Here is a 19,140-nt window from a genome sequence, read left to right on the forward strand (position 1 = left end):
CTTAACCCCCCAACAGAATCATCAACTACCTGTCAGGGTCCTTAGGATCCAGGACCCCCGGCCGCTTGGATTTAAACGGGATCGGCGACCTGACCAGAATTTCCTTGAACGACTTGAGATTAAAAGGAATGAACGGCCACATATACGGTATTCCAAAGCTTTTCATCCTTGAAAGATAGATTACAACGAGTGTGAAGCCGACAACCAGACCCAGTGTGTGGAATAATGCAGTGGAAATGAGCAAAAACAACCGGACAAGCCGGTTGGCAAGGCTAAGCTCATAGCTTGGGGTCGAAAACGTTCCGATAGCAGCGAGCGCCAAATAGAGGATGACCTCATTTGTGAGCAATCCCACCTCGACTGCCACCTGCCCGATCATCAACGCAGCAATAAGGCCCAGTGCGGTTGCCAGCGATGTAGGGGTATGAATGGCCGCCATACGCAGCATATCGACCCCGACTTCGACAATCAAAAATTGCAGGAATAACGGGATTTTTCCAGGATCGTTCGGACCGATAAACTCCATACTTTTTGGCACCAGGCTCGGATCGATTGCCAGCAGGTACCAGATCGGAAGCAGGAACAAGGATGCCCAGACTGCCAAAAATCGAACCAGCCTTAAGTAAGCACCGACGAGCGGCTTGTTCCGGTACTCCTCTGCGTGCTGAAGATGGTGCCAGTAAGTCGTCGGCGTAATCATCGCGCTTGGAGATCCATCGACAAGCACACAAACATGCCCCTGGTACAAATGAGTTGCCATTGTATCTGGCCGCTCCGTATACCGAACCGCCGGGAATGGATTCCATTTACTGCCGGTAATGAATTCCTCAACTGTCTTCTCCGCCATCGGCAGCCCGTCCGTATCGATCTTCGAAAGCTTATCCTCAAGTTTCTTTACCAAGTCCTGGTCGGCAATGTCCTCAATATAGCAAATAACCATATCTGTTTTTGAACGGCGCCCAACCTGCATATATTTCATCCGTAAAGTCCTGTCGCGAACGCGCCTTCTAATCAGCGCGGTATTGAACACAATCGTCTCAACAAATCCGTCACGCGAGCCGCGGACAACCCGTTCTGTATCAGGCTCTTCAGGGCCCCTGACCGGATAGGTCCTGGCATCAATCAGAATAATTTCCTGCTCGCCATCGATGACAAGCGCAGTCGGCCCGGCAAGCACCATATCCGCTGCCTTGTCCAGGTCATCCGTTGAGTCCAATTCAATATAGGGGACATACGTCTTCAACATTTCTTTGATCGTTGCACCCTGGAGCTGCTCCTTTTTCAAGTTGGCCATGAACTTCAGCAGCAGATGCAGCATGTCATCCTTTACAAGCCCGTCAATCATGAATAGGCTCATTTTCCGCCCCGAGTACTCGACCTCAAGGTGGATGACGTCAAAGCTTTTTCCAACCCCTAGCTCACTTTTTAAAAAAGCAACATTTGCCTCAAGGCTCTTGCTTACTTTATTTTTCACTTCCGTTTCCATATATTCCACCTCGGCATACCGCATGCTAAAGACACGCTGGTTTTTCCATCAACTACCATCATAGCCATTCTAAAGGGTGGATATACTTGCGCGGGAAGGGGTGTGAATGAGCGTGAAAACTCGAAATGATTTAAAAAGACCAATACTTTACACCTAGGTAAAATGGATTGTAAAGTATGTGCAATTTGTGAAAAAGTAAACACATGGATAAATTTAGTTTATAATGAACCTAACATTTAACAAGGAGTGAATTTGGTGAAGCTTAAGGTTTTTACAGTTGCTTTGTTTCTTGGCATTATCCTGGCCGGCTGCAGCGAAGACAGCACCAAAGTCGAGAACTCAGCTAACGAAACAGCTGCCAATCAGAGTGAAACCCCTGCAGTTCAGGAATTAATAGCGGATATCAGTTCAGGTAAAACAGAAGTCGAAGCTGCTTCAATCACATCTGACCAGCTTATCATTAAGGGAACGGATGGAACTGAAACTGTTCATGAGTTACCGGCAGACCAATTCTTTGTATCCATTGCCCCTTATGTCAGCCAAACCCATGAATGAGGTACTCATAGCCTGGCAGGTTGTCAGGGAGAGCTTATGAATGAGGAATTTGATGTTGTCATCGAAGACAATGAAGGAAATATTGTAGTAGACAAAACGTTGAAATCCGGAGCAAATGGATTCATTGATTTATGGCTGCCCCGGAATAAAACATACAATGTAAAGATTGAATACGACGGCAAAGTAACAGAATCCCAGCTGTCTACTTCCCAGGGAGATATCACTTGCATCACCACCATGCAATTAATATAGCAGCACGATAAATCGAGGGCCCAGCTGTTATGCGCTGGGCCCTTTCTTGTTTGCCAAAATGGAGCAAGAGAATTTTCTCGACGAATCACACTCCGCAGGCCCTAGTTCCGTCTAGTAAATCCTTTTTCTCGACGAATCACAATCCGCAGGCCCTAGTTCCGTCTAGTAAATGCCTTTTTCCCGACGAATCACACTCCGCTTGCCCTAGTTCCGTCTAGCAAATGCCTGTTTCTCGACGAATCACACTCCGCAGGCCCTAGTTCCGTCTAGCAAATGCCTTTTTCTCGACGAATCACACTCCGCAGGCCCTAGTTCCGTCTAGTAAATCCTTTTTCTCGACGAATCTCACTCTGCCGGCCCTAGTTCCGTCTAGTAAATCCTTTTCTAACACTTCTCTCTCGTTTTTACATGGAAGCTTTCTGTTGTATCGCATAATTTCGTGCGATGTTTATACTTCCGAAGCAAAATGAGCTTGTCTCTGCGATTGAAGTCCTCAGAAGCTTCCTTTGTAGAGCGGAAGTCAAAAAGAGGGTGTCCCAAGTATGCCTTTGGGACACCCTCCCTTCACAACCTATCCTTCTCAAATCAGGATCAGTTTTTCTTTCTCTGCACTTCGTTCTCCAGGTTCTCACGGAAGGCTTTCTCGGCGTTCTTATCAAAACTGCCCATGTAAATATTTTTCCCATAAAAAATTTCATCCATCTCCCATTTGATGCTGCCTTCAATTTCCTCGCGCTGCTCCTCGCTTAACTTGTCCTTCGTATAGCCGAACAGATAATTGTTCAAGTCGAAATCACGCAGCTTGCACTTTGTATGGAATATGTTTTCCTGGTACACATTCACATCGATCATATGAAACTTATCAGCCACCTCATCCGGAATGTAATTCTGGATTGACGAAATCTCATGGTCAATAAACAGCTTGTAGCCTTCCTTGTCACGCGTGAAACCACGCACCCTGTAATCAAGCGTCATCACATCTGTCTCGAACGAATGAATCAGGTAATTGAGCGCCTTCAGCGGCGAAATCTCTCCGCAAGTCGATACATCAATATCGGCGCGAAACGTCGAAATCCCCTCATCCGGATGATACTCCGGATATGTATGAACCGTAATATGACTCTTATCAAGAGAGAGTGTCACATTTGATGGCAGCGGCCCAGGCGATTCCTCAAAATGCTCGGTCGGCACCTCGACAACCGGGCCCTCGGACACTAGCATCGTCACGCTCGCACCCTGCGGCACATAATCCTGCTTCGCCACATTCAACACATGCGCCCCGATAATATCCGCGACATGCTTCAGGATTTTTGTCAGGCGATCCGCATTGTACTGCTCATCAATATACTCAAGGTACGCCTCGCGCTCCTCCTTCGTGCCCGTATAGCAAATATCGTACATATTAAAACTTAAACTTTTCGTCAAATTATTGAAGCCATGCAGCTCCACACGTTGCTGCGGTGTCAAATCCATGATAGCAAACCCCCTCCGGATCTCGTAAATACTAATATCATACCCATTCCAACTTCAAAAAAAACGACGATCGTTTTTGTGAAAACCAACAGCCGCCGAAGCTTATTCATAGCTGATCCATACGCCACGCCAGCATCACTACCCCATTCCACCATACGCAACCTTCTCCGTCACAAAACGTTTGAAAAGCAACAGGTTTCCACCATGGTTTCCTTGTTAAAATAAGGTTGTAAATAAATGAAAGGAAGAAGGCCATGAAATTATCTAGATATTTGCTGCTGATGTTTTCAATCCTGGCCGTCGGCATCATTTCTGCCTGCAGTTCGCAATCATCAACTGAAGAGCTGACATTGGATCCGAAGCATACTGCCTTGCCAGATTATGTTCTCCAGACTCCTGATAAGGTACAAGAAACATATGTTATGGCCGCCCAGCATCCCGATGCACTTGCATCTGTTCCATGCTATTGCAGCTGCGGCACCGGATCCGGCCATGAAAGTAATTTGGATTGCTTCATCAAGGGAATGGATTCCGACCTTGCTGTAACTGAATGGGATCCGCACGGCACCGCTTGAGACATTTGTGTCAATATCGCCCGGGAGGCGGTAGAAATGAAACAAGACGGTAAAAGCCTGAAGGAAATCCACGAAGCTATTGTTGAAGAATATTCATCCTATGGTGAAGGAACTCCGACACCTGTCCCAGCAAACTAAAATAGCCTTATTTCAGAGCTCTTCCGTTAGTGGAGGGGCCTTTGTTTTAACATCTCGTATAACTGTTCATTATTTTTTAACCGTTTCTCGATAGTTTCTGCACATTTTTCCTTCATTCTTAGATGGGAAGCAGAAACCGTCCTAGTATGACTAATCTAAAAACGTTATATAAGGAGGATAGACGATGAAATTATCAAGATACCTAATGCTTATGTTTTCAATCCTTGCAATCGGCGTCATTTCTGCCTGCAGCTCGTTGGATACTGAAAACCTCGAGCTTGATGCAAAGCATGCTCCTCTGCCGGATTATGTCCTGCAAAGCTCCGATAAGGTCCAGGAAACGTACCTGTTGGCTGCCAAGTATCCGGAAGCTCTCGCCGCATCACCATGTTATTGTGGCTGCGGTATGGATGATGGCCATAAAAGCAACCTTGATTGCTTTATAAAAGGAATGGATTCCGACCTGGCCGTGACTGAATGGGATCCTCATGGCACCGCTTGAGACACTTGTGTCGACATCGCCCGGGAGGCGAGTATGCATAAGCAGAACGGTAAAGGCCTGAAGGAAATCCATGAAACCATTGTTGACCATTATTCGAACTTAGGGGAAGGGACACCGACTCCGGTACCCGCAAATTAATAGGCCATAAAGAGAAGGCATTCACTGATTTAACAAGCGAATGCCTTTTTTGTATATATTTGTTTTTGCCGAATCGCTTTCTCTGGCACATAGATTGCTTCTATGTTACGTTTTTAAGCTTTCCGGCCCCGGTTCGGGAACATAAATTGCTTCTCAGCTACGCAGCCATTTTCCGGCAAGCCTCGGCACAACGGAAGCAGGCCTCCGCACATTTCCTGCAATGTTCATGATGATGTGCATGCTTTTCACATTCTCTGCCGCACGCTTCGCAAATTTCCGCACACAGGTCACAGATCTCTTTTACAAAAGGCGATTTCGACTGCATCGCCTTAATAGCAAATGCACAGATGTCGGCGCACTCCCGGTCCGTGCGTATGCACTCCGCCATCATCTTGACGTCATCCTCTCGAAGACAGGCATCATAGCAATGGTTGCATGCTTCCATACATTCAAAGCACGCCTCAATACAATCAATATAGTGCTGATTTCCCATCCCGTTCCACCTCCTCTACCTTTTAACAATACCCGTGGCAGAGCAATTGAAACGATTATTTAACAGTGAGGGGGCGAAGTATTCCCATGACTATCAACGATCTCATTTCCAACCATTTCGAGTACATTTTGAACCCGGCTGCCTATCGAATTGTCCTTGAATTACTATTTCGGGTACATTTTGAGCCCGGCTGCCTGTCGAATTGTCCTTGAAATACTATTTCGAGTACATTTTGAACCCGATTACCTATCGAATTGTCCTTGAATTATCATTTCGAGTACATTTTGAGCCCGGCTGCCTATAAAATTGTCCTTGAAGTTTCAAGTTAATTAATCATGCATGTGTGCAAAGTGATTAAAAAGCGACCAAATAAAACAGGCCAGAGTCCGATGAACTCTGGCCTGTTTGTGTATATTTTAGTGGTTCGATTGTTCATGCTGCGCCGGAGCTTCATCTGGACCCAAAACTGCCGAGTACACTCCATAACCGGCTATTACTAATACGAGATATGCCACGGCTGCAATTGTCCACTTCTTTATCATCTTTTTCCCTCCCTACAATTTCACCTTTTGGAGGCGGAGTGCATTCAGGACGACCGATACGGAACTGAACGCCATCGCAGCACCAGCGAGCCATGGAGCGAGGAAGCCAAGGGCTGCAATCGGTATTCCCAATGTATTATAGCCAAATGCCCAGAACAGGTTCTGTTTAATGTTGCGGATAGTCAGCTTGCTCATAAAGATGGCATCGGCAATGCTGTTCAAGTCGCCGCGGATCAAGGTAATGTCAGCCGCCTCCATAGCAACGTCCGTACCTGTACCAATCGCCATCCCGATGTCAGCGACTGCTAGGGCAGGGGCATCATTGATGCCATCACCAACCATCACAACTTTTTTACCGGCAGCTTGGAGCTTTTTCACTTCCTCTGCCTTGCCTTCAGGAAGGACTTCGGCAATAACGTTGTCAATTCCAGCCTGAGAAGCGATCGCCTTCGCAGTCTGGGTGTTATCGCCTGTAATCATGATTACGTCAAGGCCCATTTCTTTCAGGCGTTTGATCGCCGCCTTTGAAGTGTCCTTGATTGTATCAGCAACTGCAACGATTCCAGCATACTGGCCATCAATTGCAACTAGCATTGCCGTTTTTCCTTCGCGCTCTAGTGCATCCATTTTCTCAAAAGCAACTTCGCTGTTAACTCCATTCTTTGCCATTAGTTTACGTGTCCCAATTAGCAAATCGCGGCCACTAACAGACGCTTTTATGCCAAAACCAGGGATGTTTTCAAAAGAAGTACCCGAAGATAAATCCAAACCTTTTTCTTTGATGCCCTGTACGATCGCCTGGGCAAGCGGATGCTCGGATTGCTTTTCGGCAGATCCTACAAGCGCTAGAAATTCATTTTCTTCCATAGTCCCTGAAAGGATGACATCGGTCAAAACAGGCTTTCCATTTGTAACAGTACCCGTTTTATCTAGGACGACTGTATCGATTTTATGTGTCATTTCAAGATGTTCTCCGCCCTTGAACAGGATGCCATATTCCGCAGCACGTCCTGAACCTGCCATGATAGAGGTCGGAGTTGCCAGGCCAAGTGCGCATGGGCAGGCAATTACAAGCACAGCGATCATTTTTTCAAGCGCCTCGGCAAAATTGCCAGGCTCTGCCCAGAAGTACCAGACAAGGAATGTAACAACGGCGATACCGACAACAATTGGAACGAAAATCCCGGAAATCTGGTCAGCCAACCGTTGGATTGGCGCCTTTGAGCCCTGCGCTTCCTCAACGACCTTAATGATTTGGGCCAGGGCTGTGTCGCGCCCAACTTTGGTTGCTTCAATTTTAATAAAACCATTCTTATTTATTGTCGCACCAATGACTTCATCTCCTGCTGCTTTATCAACCGGAACGCTTTCCCCGGTCAGCATCGATTCATCAATGGCAGACTGCCCCTCGACAATCCGGCCATCAACAGGAATCTTGTCGCCTGGTTTAACGTGGATGATGTCGCCAACAAGCACTTCTTCAAGAGCAATCTCAACCTCTGCCCCGTCACGTTCGACGATTGCAGTCTTAGCCTGGAGCCCCATCAATTTCTTGATTGCTTCGGATGACCGGCCCTTTGCCTTTGCCTCGAACAGCTTTCCAAGGATAATGAGAGTCAAAAGGACGGCACTTGTTTCATAGTACAGCTCAACTGAATGTGCATTGCCCCCGAGTGATACAAATGACAGGTATAGGCTGTAGAAATAGGCTGCCGATGTACCGAGCGCAACAAGCACATCCATGTTGGCACTGCCATTTTTCAATGCTTTGTAGGCACCAACGTAGAACTGGCGGCCAATTATAAATTGGACCGGTGTCGCGAGCGCAAGCTGTACCCACGGATTCATGAACATATCCGGAACATAAATGAACGAGGTAAACGAAAAGTGACCAACCATTGACCATAGGAGCGGCAAGGACAGGATGAGCGAGAAAATAAATTTCCCTGTCTGGTTTTCAATCTCCCGCTGGCGATAGTCCGCTGTTGCCTGCTCGTTTGCTTCTTCCTTTAGGGCTGCACCGTAGCCAAGCGCCTCAACCTTTTTAATGATATCTCGTTCCGAAAGGACGGACGGATTGTATTCAACTGATGCCTTTTCAAGGGCAAGATTGACATTCGCCTTGGTAATGCCGTCCATCTTGTTCAGGCCTTTCTCAATTCTGGTCGAACAAGCGGCACACGTCATTCCTGTGATATCAAACTCCTTTTTCTCGGCTACGACATCATAGCCAAGATCTCGGACCTTGTTTTCAAGGCTGGCAAGGTTAGTGACAGCCGGGTCAAATTTGACCGAAGCCCTCTCGAGTGCAAGGTTAACGTTCGCTTCCTGTACGCCCTCAAGCTTGTTTAAGCCTTTTTCAATCCGAACTGCACAGGCGGCACACGTCATTCCGGTAATTTGTATCGTCGTTTCTTTTGCAGGTTTTTCTAATGCTGTACCCGTACTCATATTCTCAACTCCCCCATACCCCGATAGGGTATATTTTCTTGAAAAAAGAACGTGCCAACAGATTTAGGCACGCGCCGTTTGAATCCAACTCCAGCAACGCCGCTAAACGGGTGCCTTCGCTTTTTTAGACTACATCGTAGCCCTGGTCTTCAATTGTTTCCTTAATTTTGTCCAATGAAACGCTATCGTTATTGTACTCGACTGCAACTGTTTTGGCGCTAAGGTCAACAAGGACACGCTCCACACCATCCAGCTTGCCTACGCTGCCTTCAACTGCTTTGACGCAATGTCCGCAAGACATACCTTCTACATTCAATAATGTTTTTTCCATAAGTAAACTTCCCCTCTCAAATCTAATTTATTTTTTCATGAGCCTTTGAATTGTAACAAGCAGCTCATCAACAACCTCGTGATCGCCTTCCTGGATGCGTTCAACAACACAGCTTTTCATATGTCCTTCAAGCAGGATTTTTGCGACGGAATTCAAAGCGGCCTGTGTTGCAGAAATTTGTGTAATGACATCATCGCAATACGTATCCTTGTCAATAAGGCCTTTAATGCCTCGGATCTGCCCCTCAATACGATTTAACCTTGTGATAAGATTTGATTTCGTCTTCTCGGAATGATGGCTTTTTCGGGCAGAGTTTTCAGTATTGCAATGGTCTTCACACACAGGTGCTGTTTCTTCACGGTTAATTATTTCCATTCCATCGCCTCCTCACACTTATATTACTATACCCCCCCACCCTATGCAACTATTACTTCTTATGATTTTTTAAAAATTCTCTAATTCCGTACATAGTGTCCCGATTTTGTCACAATTTATGATTTTAAAGGATTCTTTTAAAGAAAGTAGCATTTTTACAGTCCAAATGGTTTCAACTATTCTGCAAAGGGTAAGGGAAAGGGATATACTATTTATATAGAGAGACTAGTGTCAAGGAAGGCAAAGGGGTATTGAGAATGGCAATTCTGATTGTTGATGATAACCAGGTGAATTTATTTTTAATAGAAAAAATTCTTAAAAGGGCGGGCTACACCAATTACCTGTCCTTTTTGACGGCCCGTGAGATGTTCGATTATTTGCAGATTGACAACCCTCATCCCATCGAACGCCCTGCAGACGTTATCTTAATGGATATCATGATGCCGGAGATGGATGGAATTGAGGCTTGCCGGCGTCTGCAGGAGCATCCGCAAACACGGGATATTCCGGTCATTTTCGTAACTGCGCTTGAGGATTCGAATAAGGTATCCGAAGCACTCGATGCCGGCGGAAGTGACTATGTAATGAAGCCAATAAACAAAACCGAGCTGTTGGCACGAATTCGTGTCGCACTCAGGCTTAAATATGAAAAAGACTGGCATAAAGAGCAGGATGAAAAAATCCAGAATGAGCTTCACTTGTCGATGCAGGTTCAAAAAAGCCTGCTTAGCGAGCCGGTCGTTGAGGACAAGTTGTTAATTAAGGCTTCCTACTTGCCGGCCAATACATTAGCTGGAGATATGTACTATTGGCATAAAATTGACGATAACCGCTATGCAGTCATCTTGCTTGATATGATGGGGCATGGTATATCCGCATCACTCGTCTGCATGTTCATTTCCTCTGTGCTCCGTGACTTGATCAGGGCTAATCCTGATCCCGAACATGTGATTCGGGAGCTGAATCGGTGGATGAGTTCCCTGAACAGCCGGAACCAGCAAATTCCGTATTATTTTACAGCAATTTATACTGTTGTAGATACAGGGACGCAAACACTTCAATATATTAATGCTGGCCATCCGTCCGGGTACGCCCTTATTGATGGAGAGCTTGTAGAACTGAATTCCAACACAGTTGCAGTAGGCTTTTTCGATAAAATCAATGTTGAAAATAAAGTCCTTTCATATGAGAATTCGGCACAGCTTCTTCTGTTTACCGATGGAGTTCCGGAAACCGCAGAAAAGCATGGACTGCCTGGTATGGAATATATGAAGCAAGCCGCTGCCCGGCACTTGGAGGTTGAGGAAAAGGAACCCGTGGATTTTCTGCTTTCGAAGGACTTACAAGCTGTTGCTGACGATGATATTTGCGTCATCGTGATACAGGCCAGATAGAAGTCACTAATGAAACATTTCGCTTTCTTGACAGCCTTGAGTTGTCATTCATCGGCTTTATGAATGACACTTCGCTCTCTTGGCAACCAGGAGTTGTCATTCATTTAAAATGCACAAACCGATTAAAAAGAAAGCTGTGCATTTTTTATAAAGGCAGGAGCTATCCAGGTTCCTTTTTGGGTGGCCTGAGCGTATTTCCCTTATCACTAACGACACAAGAAAACGAGCACCGTATAGGGGCTCGTTTTAATTTACTTTTACTGAAGTCTTCTTATATACCTTTTCTAACGGGTCAAATTCTTCAAAATTCGGATGTACGTCAGTCCGGATGGCCTCTTTGCTGCCAAGCCCCAGAAAACCTCCTACGCTGAGACTCCCGTCAATCAGGTTCAGTACATGACGCTGCAAATCCTGATTGAAATATATGAGTACATTACGGCAAATAATCACATGAAATTCATTAAAAGACCCATCCGTAACCAGGTTATGCTGGGCGAATACAATCTTCTCGCGCAATGCGGGAACAATCGTAGCGAAATGGCTATCAGCTGTATAATATTCCGAAAAAGCCTGTTTTCCGCCCGCCTGTAAATAGTTTTTTGTATAGGCCTGCATTTTGGAAAGCGGAATAATACCATTCTCTGCTACCGTTAGTACCTTTTCACTCATATCAGTCGCATAAATCTTCGACCGCTCCCCAAGTCCTTCCTCTTCCAGCAAGATGGCCATGGAGTATGCCTCTTCGCCAGTTGAACAGCCTGCGTGCCAGATGCGGATTTGTTCAAGCTTCTTCAGGCGCGGGATAACATTACGCCTAAAGGATGCAAAGAAACTTGGATCACGGAACATTTCTGTTACATTAATTGAAAAGTCATCAAGCAGCTTCCTCAAAACTGTTTCATCCTCAATGATCTTTTCCGTCAAACGAGAAATTCCCGGAAGCTGTTCAAGACGAAGCCGATTCTGCACCCGACGCATAATCGATGAATTCATATACTGCCGAAAATCAAACCCCGACAGCCTATACACCGCTAAAAGCAGCAACTCTAATTCTAAGTCTTCCTTTTGCAACAAAATACCTCCCGGGGTAGGGGTCTGACCCTTACCCCCTACCCGTATACCTTCCTAGTTCTGTGCGAGCCAGACTCTCATTGCTGAGAGGAGCTGGTCGATTTTGAGTGGCTTGGAGATATAGTCTGATGCGCCTGCTTCAAGGCACTTTTCTTTGTCGCCTTTCATGGCCTTGGCGGTCAAGGCGATGATAGGGAGTTCGCCAAACCTCTCCATCCCCCGGATTTGCTTCATGGTTTCATACCCATCCATTACAGGCATCATAATATCCATAAGGACAATGTCAACTTTTTCAGTTGTTCTAAGGACCTCAAGGCATTCCATTCCGTTTTCCGCTGTAATGATTTTCATGCCTTCCTTTTGGAGAGCCTTTTCAAGAGCATAAATATTGCGGTGGTCATCATCGGTAATGATTACTGTTTTACCGCTTAGGCCATTGGATGGCTCCTGAATATTGTTGTTGCCGGAATTGATGGCTATTGCAGTAGCACTTTCATTGGCATTAGCTGTAGCCGTATCGTTCTTTTCATGGTTCATTCCAACAAATGACCCAGCTTCAGAACCATGTTCAACGCCAATTGCGACCTCTTTACTTGCTTCATGAATCGGATTAATTTCCTGGACACCTTGCGGCAGGCTTGGCAGAAGCAGAGTGAAGGTACTTCCTTTTCCTTCCTCGCTCTCCAACTTGACCGTCCCGCCCAGCAGCCTTGCAAATTCCCTTGAGATTGACAGGCCAAGGCCGGTGCCGCCGTATTTCCTCATCGTAGCCCCGTCGACCTGCTGGAATGCCTCAAAAATATGCTGATGCTTATCTTTTGGAATACCGATCCCAGTGTCGCTGACCGATATCTTCAGCCAAGTATCCGACACAGGGAAGTCAGGCTGTTCCTTTTCAGAAACCTGTTCAACCTGGACCACTACCGCTCCCTGTTCTGTAAACTTGAACGCATTTGAAAGAAGGTTTTTGACAATTTGCTGAAGGCGCTGTTCGTCCGTATAGAACAGCTCAGGCAGGTCGTCACCCAGCTCAACCATAAAGCCCAGTCCTTTTCGAACTGCATGATGTGAGAATACGTGCTCGATCCTTCCCCCGAAGTCGGAAATATTTACAGCATCAAATACAACCTCTAACTTCCCTACCTCAACTTTTGACAAATCAAGTATGTCATTAATTAGGTTTAGCAAATCCTGCCCGGAAGTATGAATAACTTTAGCAAAATCTTTCTGTTCTTCAGTCAGATTTGACTCCTCTTCCTCACCGAGCATTTCAGAAAGCAGCAAAATGCTGTTAAGAGGAGTCCGCAATTCATGGGACATATTTGCAAGAAATTCCGATTTGTATTTCGAGCTTTGTTGCAGTTCTCTTGCCTTAATTTCAAGGTCTTCCTTAGCCACCTGCAATTCAGCCGATTTTTGCTCGGCATCCCGTGTACGTTCCTCAAGCTGCTCATTGATCATCCGCAGTTCCTCTGCCTGTGTTTGCAGCTCCTCGGACTGGGCCTGAAGCTCTTCCGATTGCGACTGTAGCTCTTCAGCCTGAGCCTGTGATTCAAGCAAAAGGCGCTCAACTTCCATCCTGCCAAGAATATTCATGACCGCAATTCCAAGCGTCTCAAATACCTTTTCGGCAAGCCGCTGCTGCGCCTTAGTAAATGGCTTCAAAGAAGCAAGCTCAACGACTGCCACCGTTTCATCCTTGACCATGACCGGTGCAATCAAAATACTCTTCGGCCTCATTGAACCTAGCCCCGTCGAAATGGCTGTATAATCCTCCGGAACATCTTCCATATAAATCATTTCTTTTACGGCAGCGCTCTGGCCGACTAATCCTTCGCGCAAGGCAATTTCCTCCCGGCCCGCCGTTCCGCCGCCATCAGCATAAGATGCAATTTTCTTCAACGAGTTATTTTCCATTAAATAAAATGCGCCAAGGCTTGCTCCGACAGCAGGGGACAATCTTTCCATCAGCTGCCTTGCAAGCGATTCAACCTCGGTACTTCTTGTATAGAGGTTGACAAGTTCAGCCGATTGAGTCTGAACCCAATTCTGCTCGGAGATTTCTTCCGTAAATTCTCTTTCCTTCATATAAAATGTCTCCAGTGAGGCAGCCATTGAATTAAAGGAGGCAGCAATTTTACCTATCTCGTCGTGTGATTCCACATTCAGCCTTGGAATTTCCTCCAGGTTGTTGTAATCGACATTCTGGATACCCTCCGTTACAGCCTCCAGGCTTCGGCTCGTGCTCCGGATGACCCATAATGTGACAAGCGAAATCAAAATAGTTGCCGAGACAACTGAGGCAATAAGTGACAGAATTAACTGGTCATATGCTGAATTCGCAGTCTCAAGAGACTCGTTCATCAAGCCTTCCTGATATGTCTTGAATTCATTAACCTTTTGTAAAAGTAGGTTTTTATCGTTTTCCGCACTATAATAAATTTGCTGCAATTCATTTTCTGTAGCTCCTGATTCCAAGGCGGCCAACAACCGTTGCTCCATATTCAGATAATTTGTAAAGGCTGTATCAATTTCGCCAAGAAGCATTTTAGACTTTTCCTTATTTAATGTTCCTTCAAGCTCAAGAATTGATGTCCGTATGAATTCCTGATTTTCCCGAAGCAACGGAATGACTGTTTCACTGTCTGTACTCGAGCCATCGTAAATAATATTGACTAGCTCTCGGTCCGTCAAAAGGACAGACTGCCTGATAGCTAAGGCAGCATTCACTTTGGCATACTGGTCCTCAACGATGTCCAGCATGTTCTCTCTCATTTTTCCTGTATTCAATAAAATGACAAATAATAGCACAACTAAAAATAAGACTGTTAATCCCAGTCCCAGCAATTGCTTTTTCCTAAATGTCACAGCTATACCCACCCACTTTCTATCGGAATCTACCATACTCCCTTGTAGTTACTACTATAACAATAGTGCTATGTTTTATCGAGGAATATGGCAAGATTATGGTGGATTTTTTACTGGAAAAAGGCTGACTGCATACGCAGCCAGCCTTTAAATTTGGCTGTGTTAAACAAGTGTGTTGATTTCCGCTACACAAAGGAAAGCTCCTGAGAATATTCATCAAAGTGACACAAAGGATAGCAACCTTGAATTAACATCGCAGAGACAGGCGTTCTTTGCCTATCGCGAGGCAGCTCTTTGCCTGTCACGAGGCACTTCGCTTTCCGTGGGGCGTGCGGGGAGCCAGTCTTGCTTCAGTGCCTAGCCCCTCGAGGTCGCTTTGGTCCCTCAAGTAAAGTCAAAGAACATTGCTATAAAATTACAATATCCATTTTAAAACAGCCTCAAATTCAATTGATTGAAGTTAGGATATTTCACCTACTCTTTCAGCCACGCCCAGGCCGCCTCTTCTTCCCCTTTGTCAAAATGCCTCGCTTCAAGGCCGGGCAGAAATCTCCCCAGCTCTGTGACAGCTTCAAGCCATTTCAATTCTGTTACGACGGCAAATTTACGGAACTGGCTCCAGCGCTTCGCATCGAATTTCATTCCGTAGGCCATACCCATCAGTGTTGTCCCGTCCACATCGTGCATTTTGGCAAATATATTAAATTTGTTGTTTTCTCCAAATCTTTCTTTCACATATTGCTCAAGCTTCTCCGCATCTTCTTTTGTCGCAGTACCACTGAATTCAACTGCAATTGTTGATTCATCCCTGCTTGGAATAAAAGTTAGCATGCCATCAGCCTCCTTTTCTAGACTTTGGGTGTTTCCACCCAAAAATGGTATCTATCCTTCGATTCCCCGGCGAAGTCTCTATGAAACTTCAGTACAGTCATGATAAAGTAATGGTAAACAATGGAATAAGGGGGATGATGCTGGTGAATTCATACATCGCATTATTGCGCGGGATTAATGTGAACGGTCATAACATGATCAAAATGGCCGAGCTGAAGGCTTTGTTTGAGGAACTGGGTTTTGAAAAAGTTAAAACGTACATACAGAGCGGCAATGTTTTATTTTTGGCTAACGGCGGAGCCGGGGAACTTGCGGTTAAAATTGAAAAGGCGATTTCGGAAAGGTTTGGCCTGGCAGTCCCGGTTGTCATCCGGACAGCTGAGGAATTTGATTCAGTGATCGCCAACAGCCCCTACCCGCCCGAAAGTCTTGCCGAAGGGGAACTAATTCATGTTGCCTTCCTATCGGATATTCCGTCTTCGGAGGCGATAAAGCGCCTGGAAAAATACTGTTCAGAAACCGAAGAATTTACGCTTATCGGCAAGAACATTTACTTATTGCTGCGTAAAAATTTCCATACATCGAAGCTGTCAGCAAACGTTATGAAGCTCGGCGTCCATGCCACACTCCGAAACTGGCGGACAACTGCCAAGCTCGCCGAACTTGCAAGGACACTATAATCCTTATTTAAACAATTGTATAAAAACTAAAAAGCGGTCTCTCATCAAAGAGACCGCAAGACAGTTATCGTCCCCTTTTACTTTTTCAAGTGGTATGGGACGGTTGTAATGATGATGTCGCGCCGGTAAAGCAAGTAGGCACGGATTAACAGGCTGGATTGATTGTGGAGGATATTGTGCCAGCCCTTCTTCGGAATAAATTGCGGGATGATCACCGTTACCTTATAGTTTGATTCGGCAGCCTTGTGCTCAACAATGTCTACAAATTTAGTCAGTGGATGAATGATGCTCCGATACTGGGAGTATAGCGTAACAAGGCGGACATCCGGCTGCCATTTTCCCCATTTTTCCTCAAAACGCTTCTGCTCCTCCTTATCAAAGGAAACATAAACCGCAATCAATTTATCGGCATTTAGCGACTTTGCATAATTCAGCGAGTTCTCGACCACGTGGGTGATTCCAGCTACCGGAATGATGATGACATTACCGGCTACTTCCATTGCCGGCTCACTTGCCGCAACCCTAAGTTGTTCGGCAACTTCTAGATAGTGTTTATGAATCCTGTGAAATATATAGATAATCAGCGGCAGGAACACTAGCACTGACCAGACCTGGGCAAACTTTGTTAAAAAGAACATGACCGTTACGATGAAGGATATAACTGCTCCAGTCGCGTTAATTGCAAGCTTCATCTTCCAGCCAGCCGGTTTTTCACGGAGCCACTTTAGGATCATTCCCGTCTGCGAAAGCGTGAACGGTATGAATACGCCAACCGCATAAAGCGGAATCAGGTTTTCCGTATGTCCCCTGAACACAACAATTAACAGGATGGATGCCACTCCAAGGAAGATAATCCCGTTTGAATAGCCAAGCCTGTCACCGCGGATCGTGAACATCCTAGGTATGAATTTATCCTTTGCAAGATTCACCGCGAGCAGCGGGAATGCAGAATAACCAGTGTTTGCAGCCAATATCAATATCAGTGCAGTTGTGAACTGGATGAAGAAATACATCCAATTACGGCCAAATACAGATGATGCTATTTGCGAAACAACCGTCTCTTCTACTTTAGGGGTGATACCGTAAAAATAGCCGAGCAGGACAATTCCTGTAAATAGAATAGCCAGCAACCCCCCCATCGCCGCCAGTGTTTTGGCTGCGTTTCTTGGAGCCGGGTCCTTAAAATTCGGGATTGCGTTCGAGATTGCCTCTACCCCGGTCAGCGCCGAGCTTCCGGAAGCAAACGCCCGCAGCAGCAGGAACAGCGAAATGCCAGCAACCGGTGTTCCAATCGGTGCACTCAGCTCCGGCGGGACCTGCCCGGTTGCTACGTTGAAGAGTCCGACTCCAATCAGGATAAACAAGGCCAGCACAAACAAATAAACAGGATAAGCAAGCACCGAGGCCGATTCGGTCACACCGCGAAGATTCAGGGTCGTAATAAAAATCACGAACAATATTGCAATCCCCACATTTTGGTCATGCAGTGATGGGAAAGCCGAAGTAATCGCATCTGTACCAGCCGATACGCTTACCGCTACTGTTAAAATGTAGTCCACCAGCAGCGACCCGCCGGCAATCAAACCGTAGTTGGTTCCAAGGTTTTCCTTCGAAACAACATACGCTCCTCCACCCTGGGGATAGGCATAAATGATTTGCCCATAAGAAAGGATAAGTGCGAGAAGCAGCACCAGAACGCCGAGCGCAATAGGCAGCGAGTACCAGAATGCAGCGGCACCAATCGTCACAAGGACGAGCAGGATTTGTTCAGGGCCGTACGCTACAGAAGACAGCGCGTCCGAGGACAAAATCGCCAATGCCTTTGTCTTACTCAGCCTCTGCTCCCCAAGTTCATTGGATTTCAAAGGGCGCCCAATCAAATACCGCTTAATAGGTGATTTCACAGTTGGTCATCTCCAATAATATAATTGTTCCAAGAAGAGATTTGCCTTTCCAGCCCGAAATGTGGTTATTTTTCCAAAAGACCACAAAAAAATGCCCACAAGTCATCACGAAGAGACTTGCAGGCATGAAGGGTTCAGTCCAGCAAGCTTCATCTTCCTTCCCAATAACGCTTACGAGGTTAGCTGCCGGATTCGGGCGCATGAGTTGCCCTACCTTTAAAAAGGATTCACCCCATGTTCGAGTGGTTCCCCCGCACCAATTGGTTTCAGCGATTTAGGAATTTGAAACTGAACTTACTATACTCCCGTGAACTCCTTCTGTAAAGAAGATAAATTGTGAAATTTTTATAAAAAAAACTAGCCTGTATCCCTATTTCTTGGGACACTTTCCCGCGAATCCCTCACCCTGCATTCACAGGGACAATCTGGTATCATAAACATACGTTCAGCTATTTGAAAGGGGCCCAACAAATGAGTGAACCCATTGAGTTAACACGGATTAAAATTAACCAGGTTAGTGTCGAGGATAAAGTCAAGGAAGCGTATATCGGTGATTTCCCCGAACCTATCAGGTTTGGAGTCCATAGCGGCGTGAAGAAGTTTTACGGGGCAACACCCCAAGTAGAATATCCATCAACATTGGATCACATCGTTGCGGCAGCAGGCGGCTGACTGGTCGGGACCTTATCAGGCGCGCTGGAGGCGCGTAAAATACCCGCAGCACCCGACAAAGTTAGTGCCGACGTCGTCGGAACCATTGAAAATGTCAATGGCATACTCAAAATCACCAAAATCAGTGTTCATTACAGCCTGAAGATACCCGCTGGCAAGCGTGAGGCTGCCGAGCGAGCGCTCTCTGTTTTTGATCGGGGCTGCCCAGTATCACAGACTCTTAAGAACGCAATAGAGTTTGAACACACACATACAATTGAAGAATATTAAACTAAAAAAGGATACCAGCTCTTGCTACACAAGCTGGTATCCTTTTATATGTCTAAAGTTTAATTTTTTGGCAATGGAAACACAACGGGCAATTCTAAGGTTAGTAAGCGCACGCAATACTTCAATGAGCATTTCTTTG

The 19,140-nt window shown here is 45.9% G+C and carries 18 protein-coding genes and 1 riboswitch; of the genes, 7 read left to right on the top strand and 11 right to left on the bottom strand.

Features of this window, described 5'->3' with window-relative positions:
* Window positions 1-25 precede the first annotated feature (25 nt).
* Complete coding sequence (locus TY16_RS01370) at window positions 26-1,486, bottom strand: spore germination protein (RefSeq protein WP_043929885.1); 1,461 nt, start codon at window positions 1,484-1,486, stop codon at window positions 26-28.
* 255 nt (window positions 1,487-1,741) lie between these two features.
* Between TY16_RS01370 and TY16_RS27175 the strand changes: the two genes are divergently transcribed.
* On the top strand, window positions 1,742-2,293 hold the full coding sequence (locus TY16_RS27175) for a CueP family metal-binding protein (RefSeq protein ID WP_197028345.1): 552 nt from the start codon (window positions 1,742-1,744) through the stop codon (window positions 2,291-2,293).
* A 591-nt stretch (window positions 2,294-2,884) separates the two neighbouring features.
* Here TY16_RS27175 and speD read toward each other — a convergent pair.
* The gene (gene speD, locus TY16_RS01385; RefSeq protein WP_043929889.1) at window positions 2,885-3,766 is read right to left on the bottom strand and encodes an adenosylmethionine decarboxylase; all 882 of its coding nucleotides are present in this window, start codon (window positions 3,764-3,766) and stop codon (window positions 2,885-2,887) included.
* Between the two features lie 254 nt (window positions 3,767-4,020).
* Between speD and TY16_RS26775 the strand changes: the two genes are divergently transcribed.
* Both TY16_RS26775 and TY16_RS01395 read left to right on the top strand, forming a co-directional pair.
* Entirely contained in the window at window positions 4,021-4,479 is a 459-nt protein-coding gene (locus tag TY16_RS26775; RefSeq protein WP_442853201.1) for a PCYCGC motif-containing (lipo)protein, read from the top strand.
* A gap of 184 nt (window positions 4,480-4,663) precedes the next feature.
* Complete coding sequence (locus TY16_RS01395; RefSeq protein WP_442853202.1) at window positions 4,664-5,119, top strand: PCYCGC motif-containing (lipo)protein; 456 nt, start codon at window positions 4,664-4,666, stop codon at window positions 5,117-5,119.
* A 157-nt stretch (window positions 5,120-5,276) separates the two neighbouring features.
* Here the strand turns inward: TY16_RS01395 and TY16_RS01400 are convergent, their stop codons facing one another.
* From TY16_RS01400 to TY16_RS01415, 5 genes are all read right to left on the bottom strand, one after another.
* Window positions 5,277-5,612 (bottom strand): four-helix bundle copper-binding protein, encoded by a 336-nt coding sequence (locus tag TY16_RS01400; protein WP_043929890.1) that lies wholly within the window; start codon window positions 5,610-5,612, stop codon window positions 5,277-5,279.
* A 416-nt stretch (window positions 5,613-6,028) separates the two neighbouring features.
* The gene (locus TY16_RS27030; protein ID WP_269320266.1) at window positions 6,029-6,154 is read right to left on the bottom strand and encodes a hypothetical protein; all 126 of its coding nucleotides are present in this window, start codon (window positions 6,152-6,154) and stop codon (window positions 6,029-6,031) included.
* Window positions 6,155-6,166: 12 nt separating this feature from the next.
* Window positions 6,167-8,605, bottom strand: coding sequence for a heavy metal translocating P-type ATPase (locus TY16_RS01405; protein WP_043929892.1), 2,439 nt, complete (start codon window positions 8,603-8,605; stop codon window positions 6,167-6,169).
* 124 nt (window positions 8,606-8,729) lie between these two features.
* The gene (gene copZ, locus TY16_RS01410) at window positions 8,730-8,936 is read right to left on the bottom strand and encodes a copper chaperone CopZ (RefSeq protein ID WP_043929893.1); all 207 of its coding nucleotides are present in this window, start codon (window positions 8,934-8,936) and stop codon (window positions 8,730-8,732) included.
* A 27-nt stretch (window positions 8,937-8,963) separates the two neighbouring features.
* Window positions 8,964-9,311: a metal-sensitive transcriptional regulator gene (locus TY16_RS01415; protein WP_043929894.1), complete on the bottom strand. Its 348-nt coding sequence runs from the start codon at window positions 9,309-9,311 to the stop codon at window positions 8,964-8,966.
* A gap of 257 nt (window positions 9,312-9,568) precedes the next feature.
* Here TY16_RS01415 and TY16_RS01420 point away from each other — a divergent pair, with 257 nt between their 5' ends.
* Window positions 9,569-10,705 carry a PP2C family protein-serine/threonine phosphatase gene (locus tag TY16_RS01420; protein WP_043929895.1) on the top strand — a complete coding sequence of 379 codons (1,137 nt, stop codon included), beginning with the start codon at window positions 9,569-9,571 and terminating at the stop codon, window positions 10,703-10,705.
* A 246-nt stretch (window positions 10,706-10,951) separates the two neighbouring features.
* Here the strand turns inward: TY16_RS01420 and TY16_RS01425 are convergent, their stop codons facing one another.
* The 3 genes from TY16_RS01425 to TY16_RS01435 form a co-directional block, all read right to left on the bottom strand.
* A complete protein-coding gene (locus TY16_RS01425) occupies window positions 10,952-11,776 on the bottom strand; it encodes a CheR family methyltransferase (RefSeq protein ID WP_043929896.1) in 825 nt (274 codons plus the stop codon).
* Between the two features lie 54 nt (window positions 11,777-11,830).
* Window positions 11,831-14,644, bottom strand: a complete 2,814-nt coding sequence (locus tag TY16_RS01430; protein ID WP_043929897.1) for an ATP-binding protein — start codon at window positions 14,642-14,644, stop codon at window positions 11,831-11,833.
* A gap of 474 nt (window positions 14,645-15,118) precedes the next feature.
* Window positions 15,119-15,475 (bottom strand): STAS/SEC14 domain-containing protein, encoded by a 357-nt coding sequence (locus TY16_RS01435; protein ID WP_043929898.1) that lies wholly within the window; start codon window positions 15,473-15,475, stop codon window positions 15,119-15,121.
* Window positions 15,476-15,618: 143 nt separating this feature from the next.
* On the opposite strand from TY16_RS01435, the gene TY16_RS01440 reads away from it, so the two are divergent.
* Window positions 15,619-16,155: a DUF1697 domain-containing protein gene (locus TY16_RS01440; protein WP_155922113.1), complete on the top strand. Its 537-nt coding sequence runs from the start codon at window positions 15,619-15,621 to the stop codon at window positions 16,153-16,155.
* Between the two features lie 77 nt (window positions 16,156-16,232).
* On the opposite strand, the gene TY16_RS01445 is transcribed toward TY16_RS01440, so the two are convergent.
* The gene (locus TY16_RS01445) at window positions 16,233-18,059 is read right to left on the bottom strand and encodes an APC family permease (protein ID WP_043929901.1); all 1,827 of its coding nucleotides are present in this window, start codon (window positions 18,057-18,059) and stop codon (window positions 16,233-16,235) included.
* A gap of 153 nt (window positions 18,060-18,212) precedes the next feature.
* A riboswitch (cyclic di-AMP (ydaO/yuaA leader) is annotated at window positions 18,213-18,341 on the bottom strand.
* Between the two features lie 189 nt (window positions 18,342-18,530).
* On the opposite strand from TY16_RS01445, the gene TY16_RS01455 reads away from it, so the two are divergent.
* Both TY16_RS01455 and TY16_RS27240 read left to right on the top strand, forming a co-directional pair.
* The gene (locus TY16_RS01455; protein WP_043929903.1) at window positions 18,531-18,731 is read left to right on the top strand and encodes a hypothetical protein; all 201 of its coding nucleotides are present in this window, start codon (window positions 18,531-18,533) and stop codon (window positions 18,729-18,731) included.
* Entirely contained in the window at window positions 18,732-19,001 is a 270-nt protein-coding gene (locus TY16_RS27240) for an OsmC family protein (protein WP_081773108.1), read from the top strand. It abuts the gene before it with no gap.
* The last annotated feature ends 139 nt before the right edge of the window (window positions 19,002-19,140 follow it).

It is taken from the genome of Bacillus sp. EB01 (assembly GCF_000613125.1).
In the GTDB taxonomy this organism is placed as follows: domain Bacteria; phylum Bacillota; class Bacilli; order Bacillales; family Cytobacillaceae; genus Bacillus_D.

Bases quoted from the DNA above. Each gene is read 5' to 3' on its own strand.
- TY16_RS01370 (WP_043929885.1), bottom strand. From the start codon at position 1,486: ATGGAAACGGAAGTGAAAAATAAAGTAAGCAAGAGCCTTGAGGCAAAT.
- speD (WP_043929889.1), bottom strand. From the start codon at position 3,766: ATGGATTTGACACCGCAGCAACGTGTGGAGCTGCATGGCTTCAATAAT.
- TY16_RS01400 (WP_043929890.1), bottom strand. From the start codon at position 5,612: ATGGGAAATCAGCACTATATTGATTGTATTGAGGCGTGCTTTGAATGT.
- TY16_RS27030 (WP_269320266.1), bottom strand. From the start codon at position 6,154: ATGATAAAGAAGTGGACAATTGCAGCCGTGGCATATCTCGTATTAGTA.
- TY16_RS01405 (WP_043929892.1), bottom strand. From the start codon at position 8,605: ATGAGTACGGGTACAGCATTAGAAAAACCTGCAAAAGAAACGACGATA.
- copZ (WP_043929893.1), bottom strand. From the start codon at position 8,936: ATGGAAAAAACATTATTGAATGTAGAAGGTATGTCTTGCGGACATTGC.
- TY16_RS01415 (WP_043929894.1), bottom strand. From the start codon at position 9,311: ATGGAAATAATTAACCGTGAAGAAACAGCACCTGTGTGTGAAGACCAT.
- TY16_RS01420 (WP_043929895.1), top strand. From the start codon at position 9,569: ATGGCAATTCTGATTGTTGATGATAACCAGGTGAATTTATTTTTAATA.
- TY16_RS01435 (WP_043929898.1), bottom strand. From the start codon at position 15,475: ATGCTAACTTTTATTCCAAGCAGGGATGAATCAACAATTGCAGTTGAA.
- TY16_RS01455 (WP_043929903.1), top strand. From the start codon at position 18,531: ATGAGTGAACCCATTGAGTTAACACGGATTAAAATTAACCAGGTTAGT.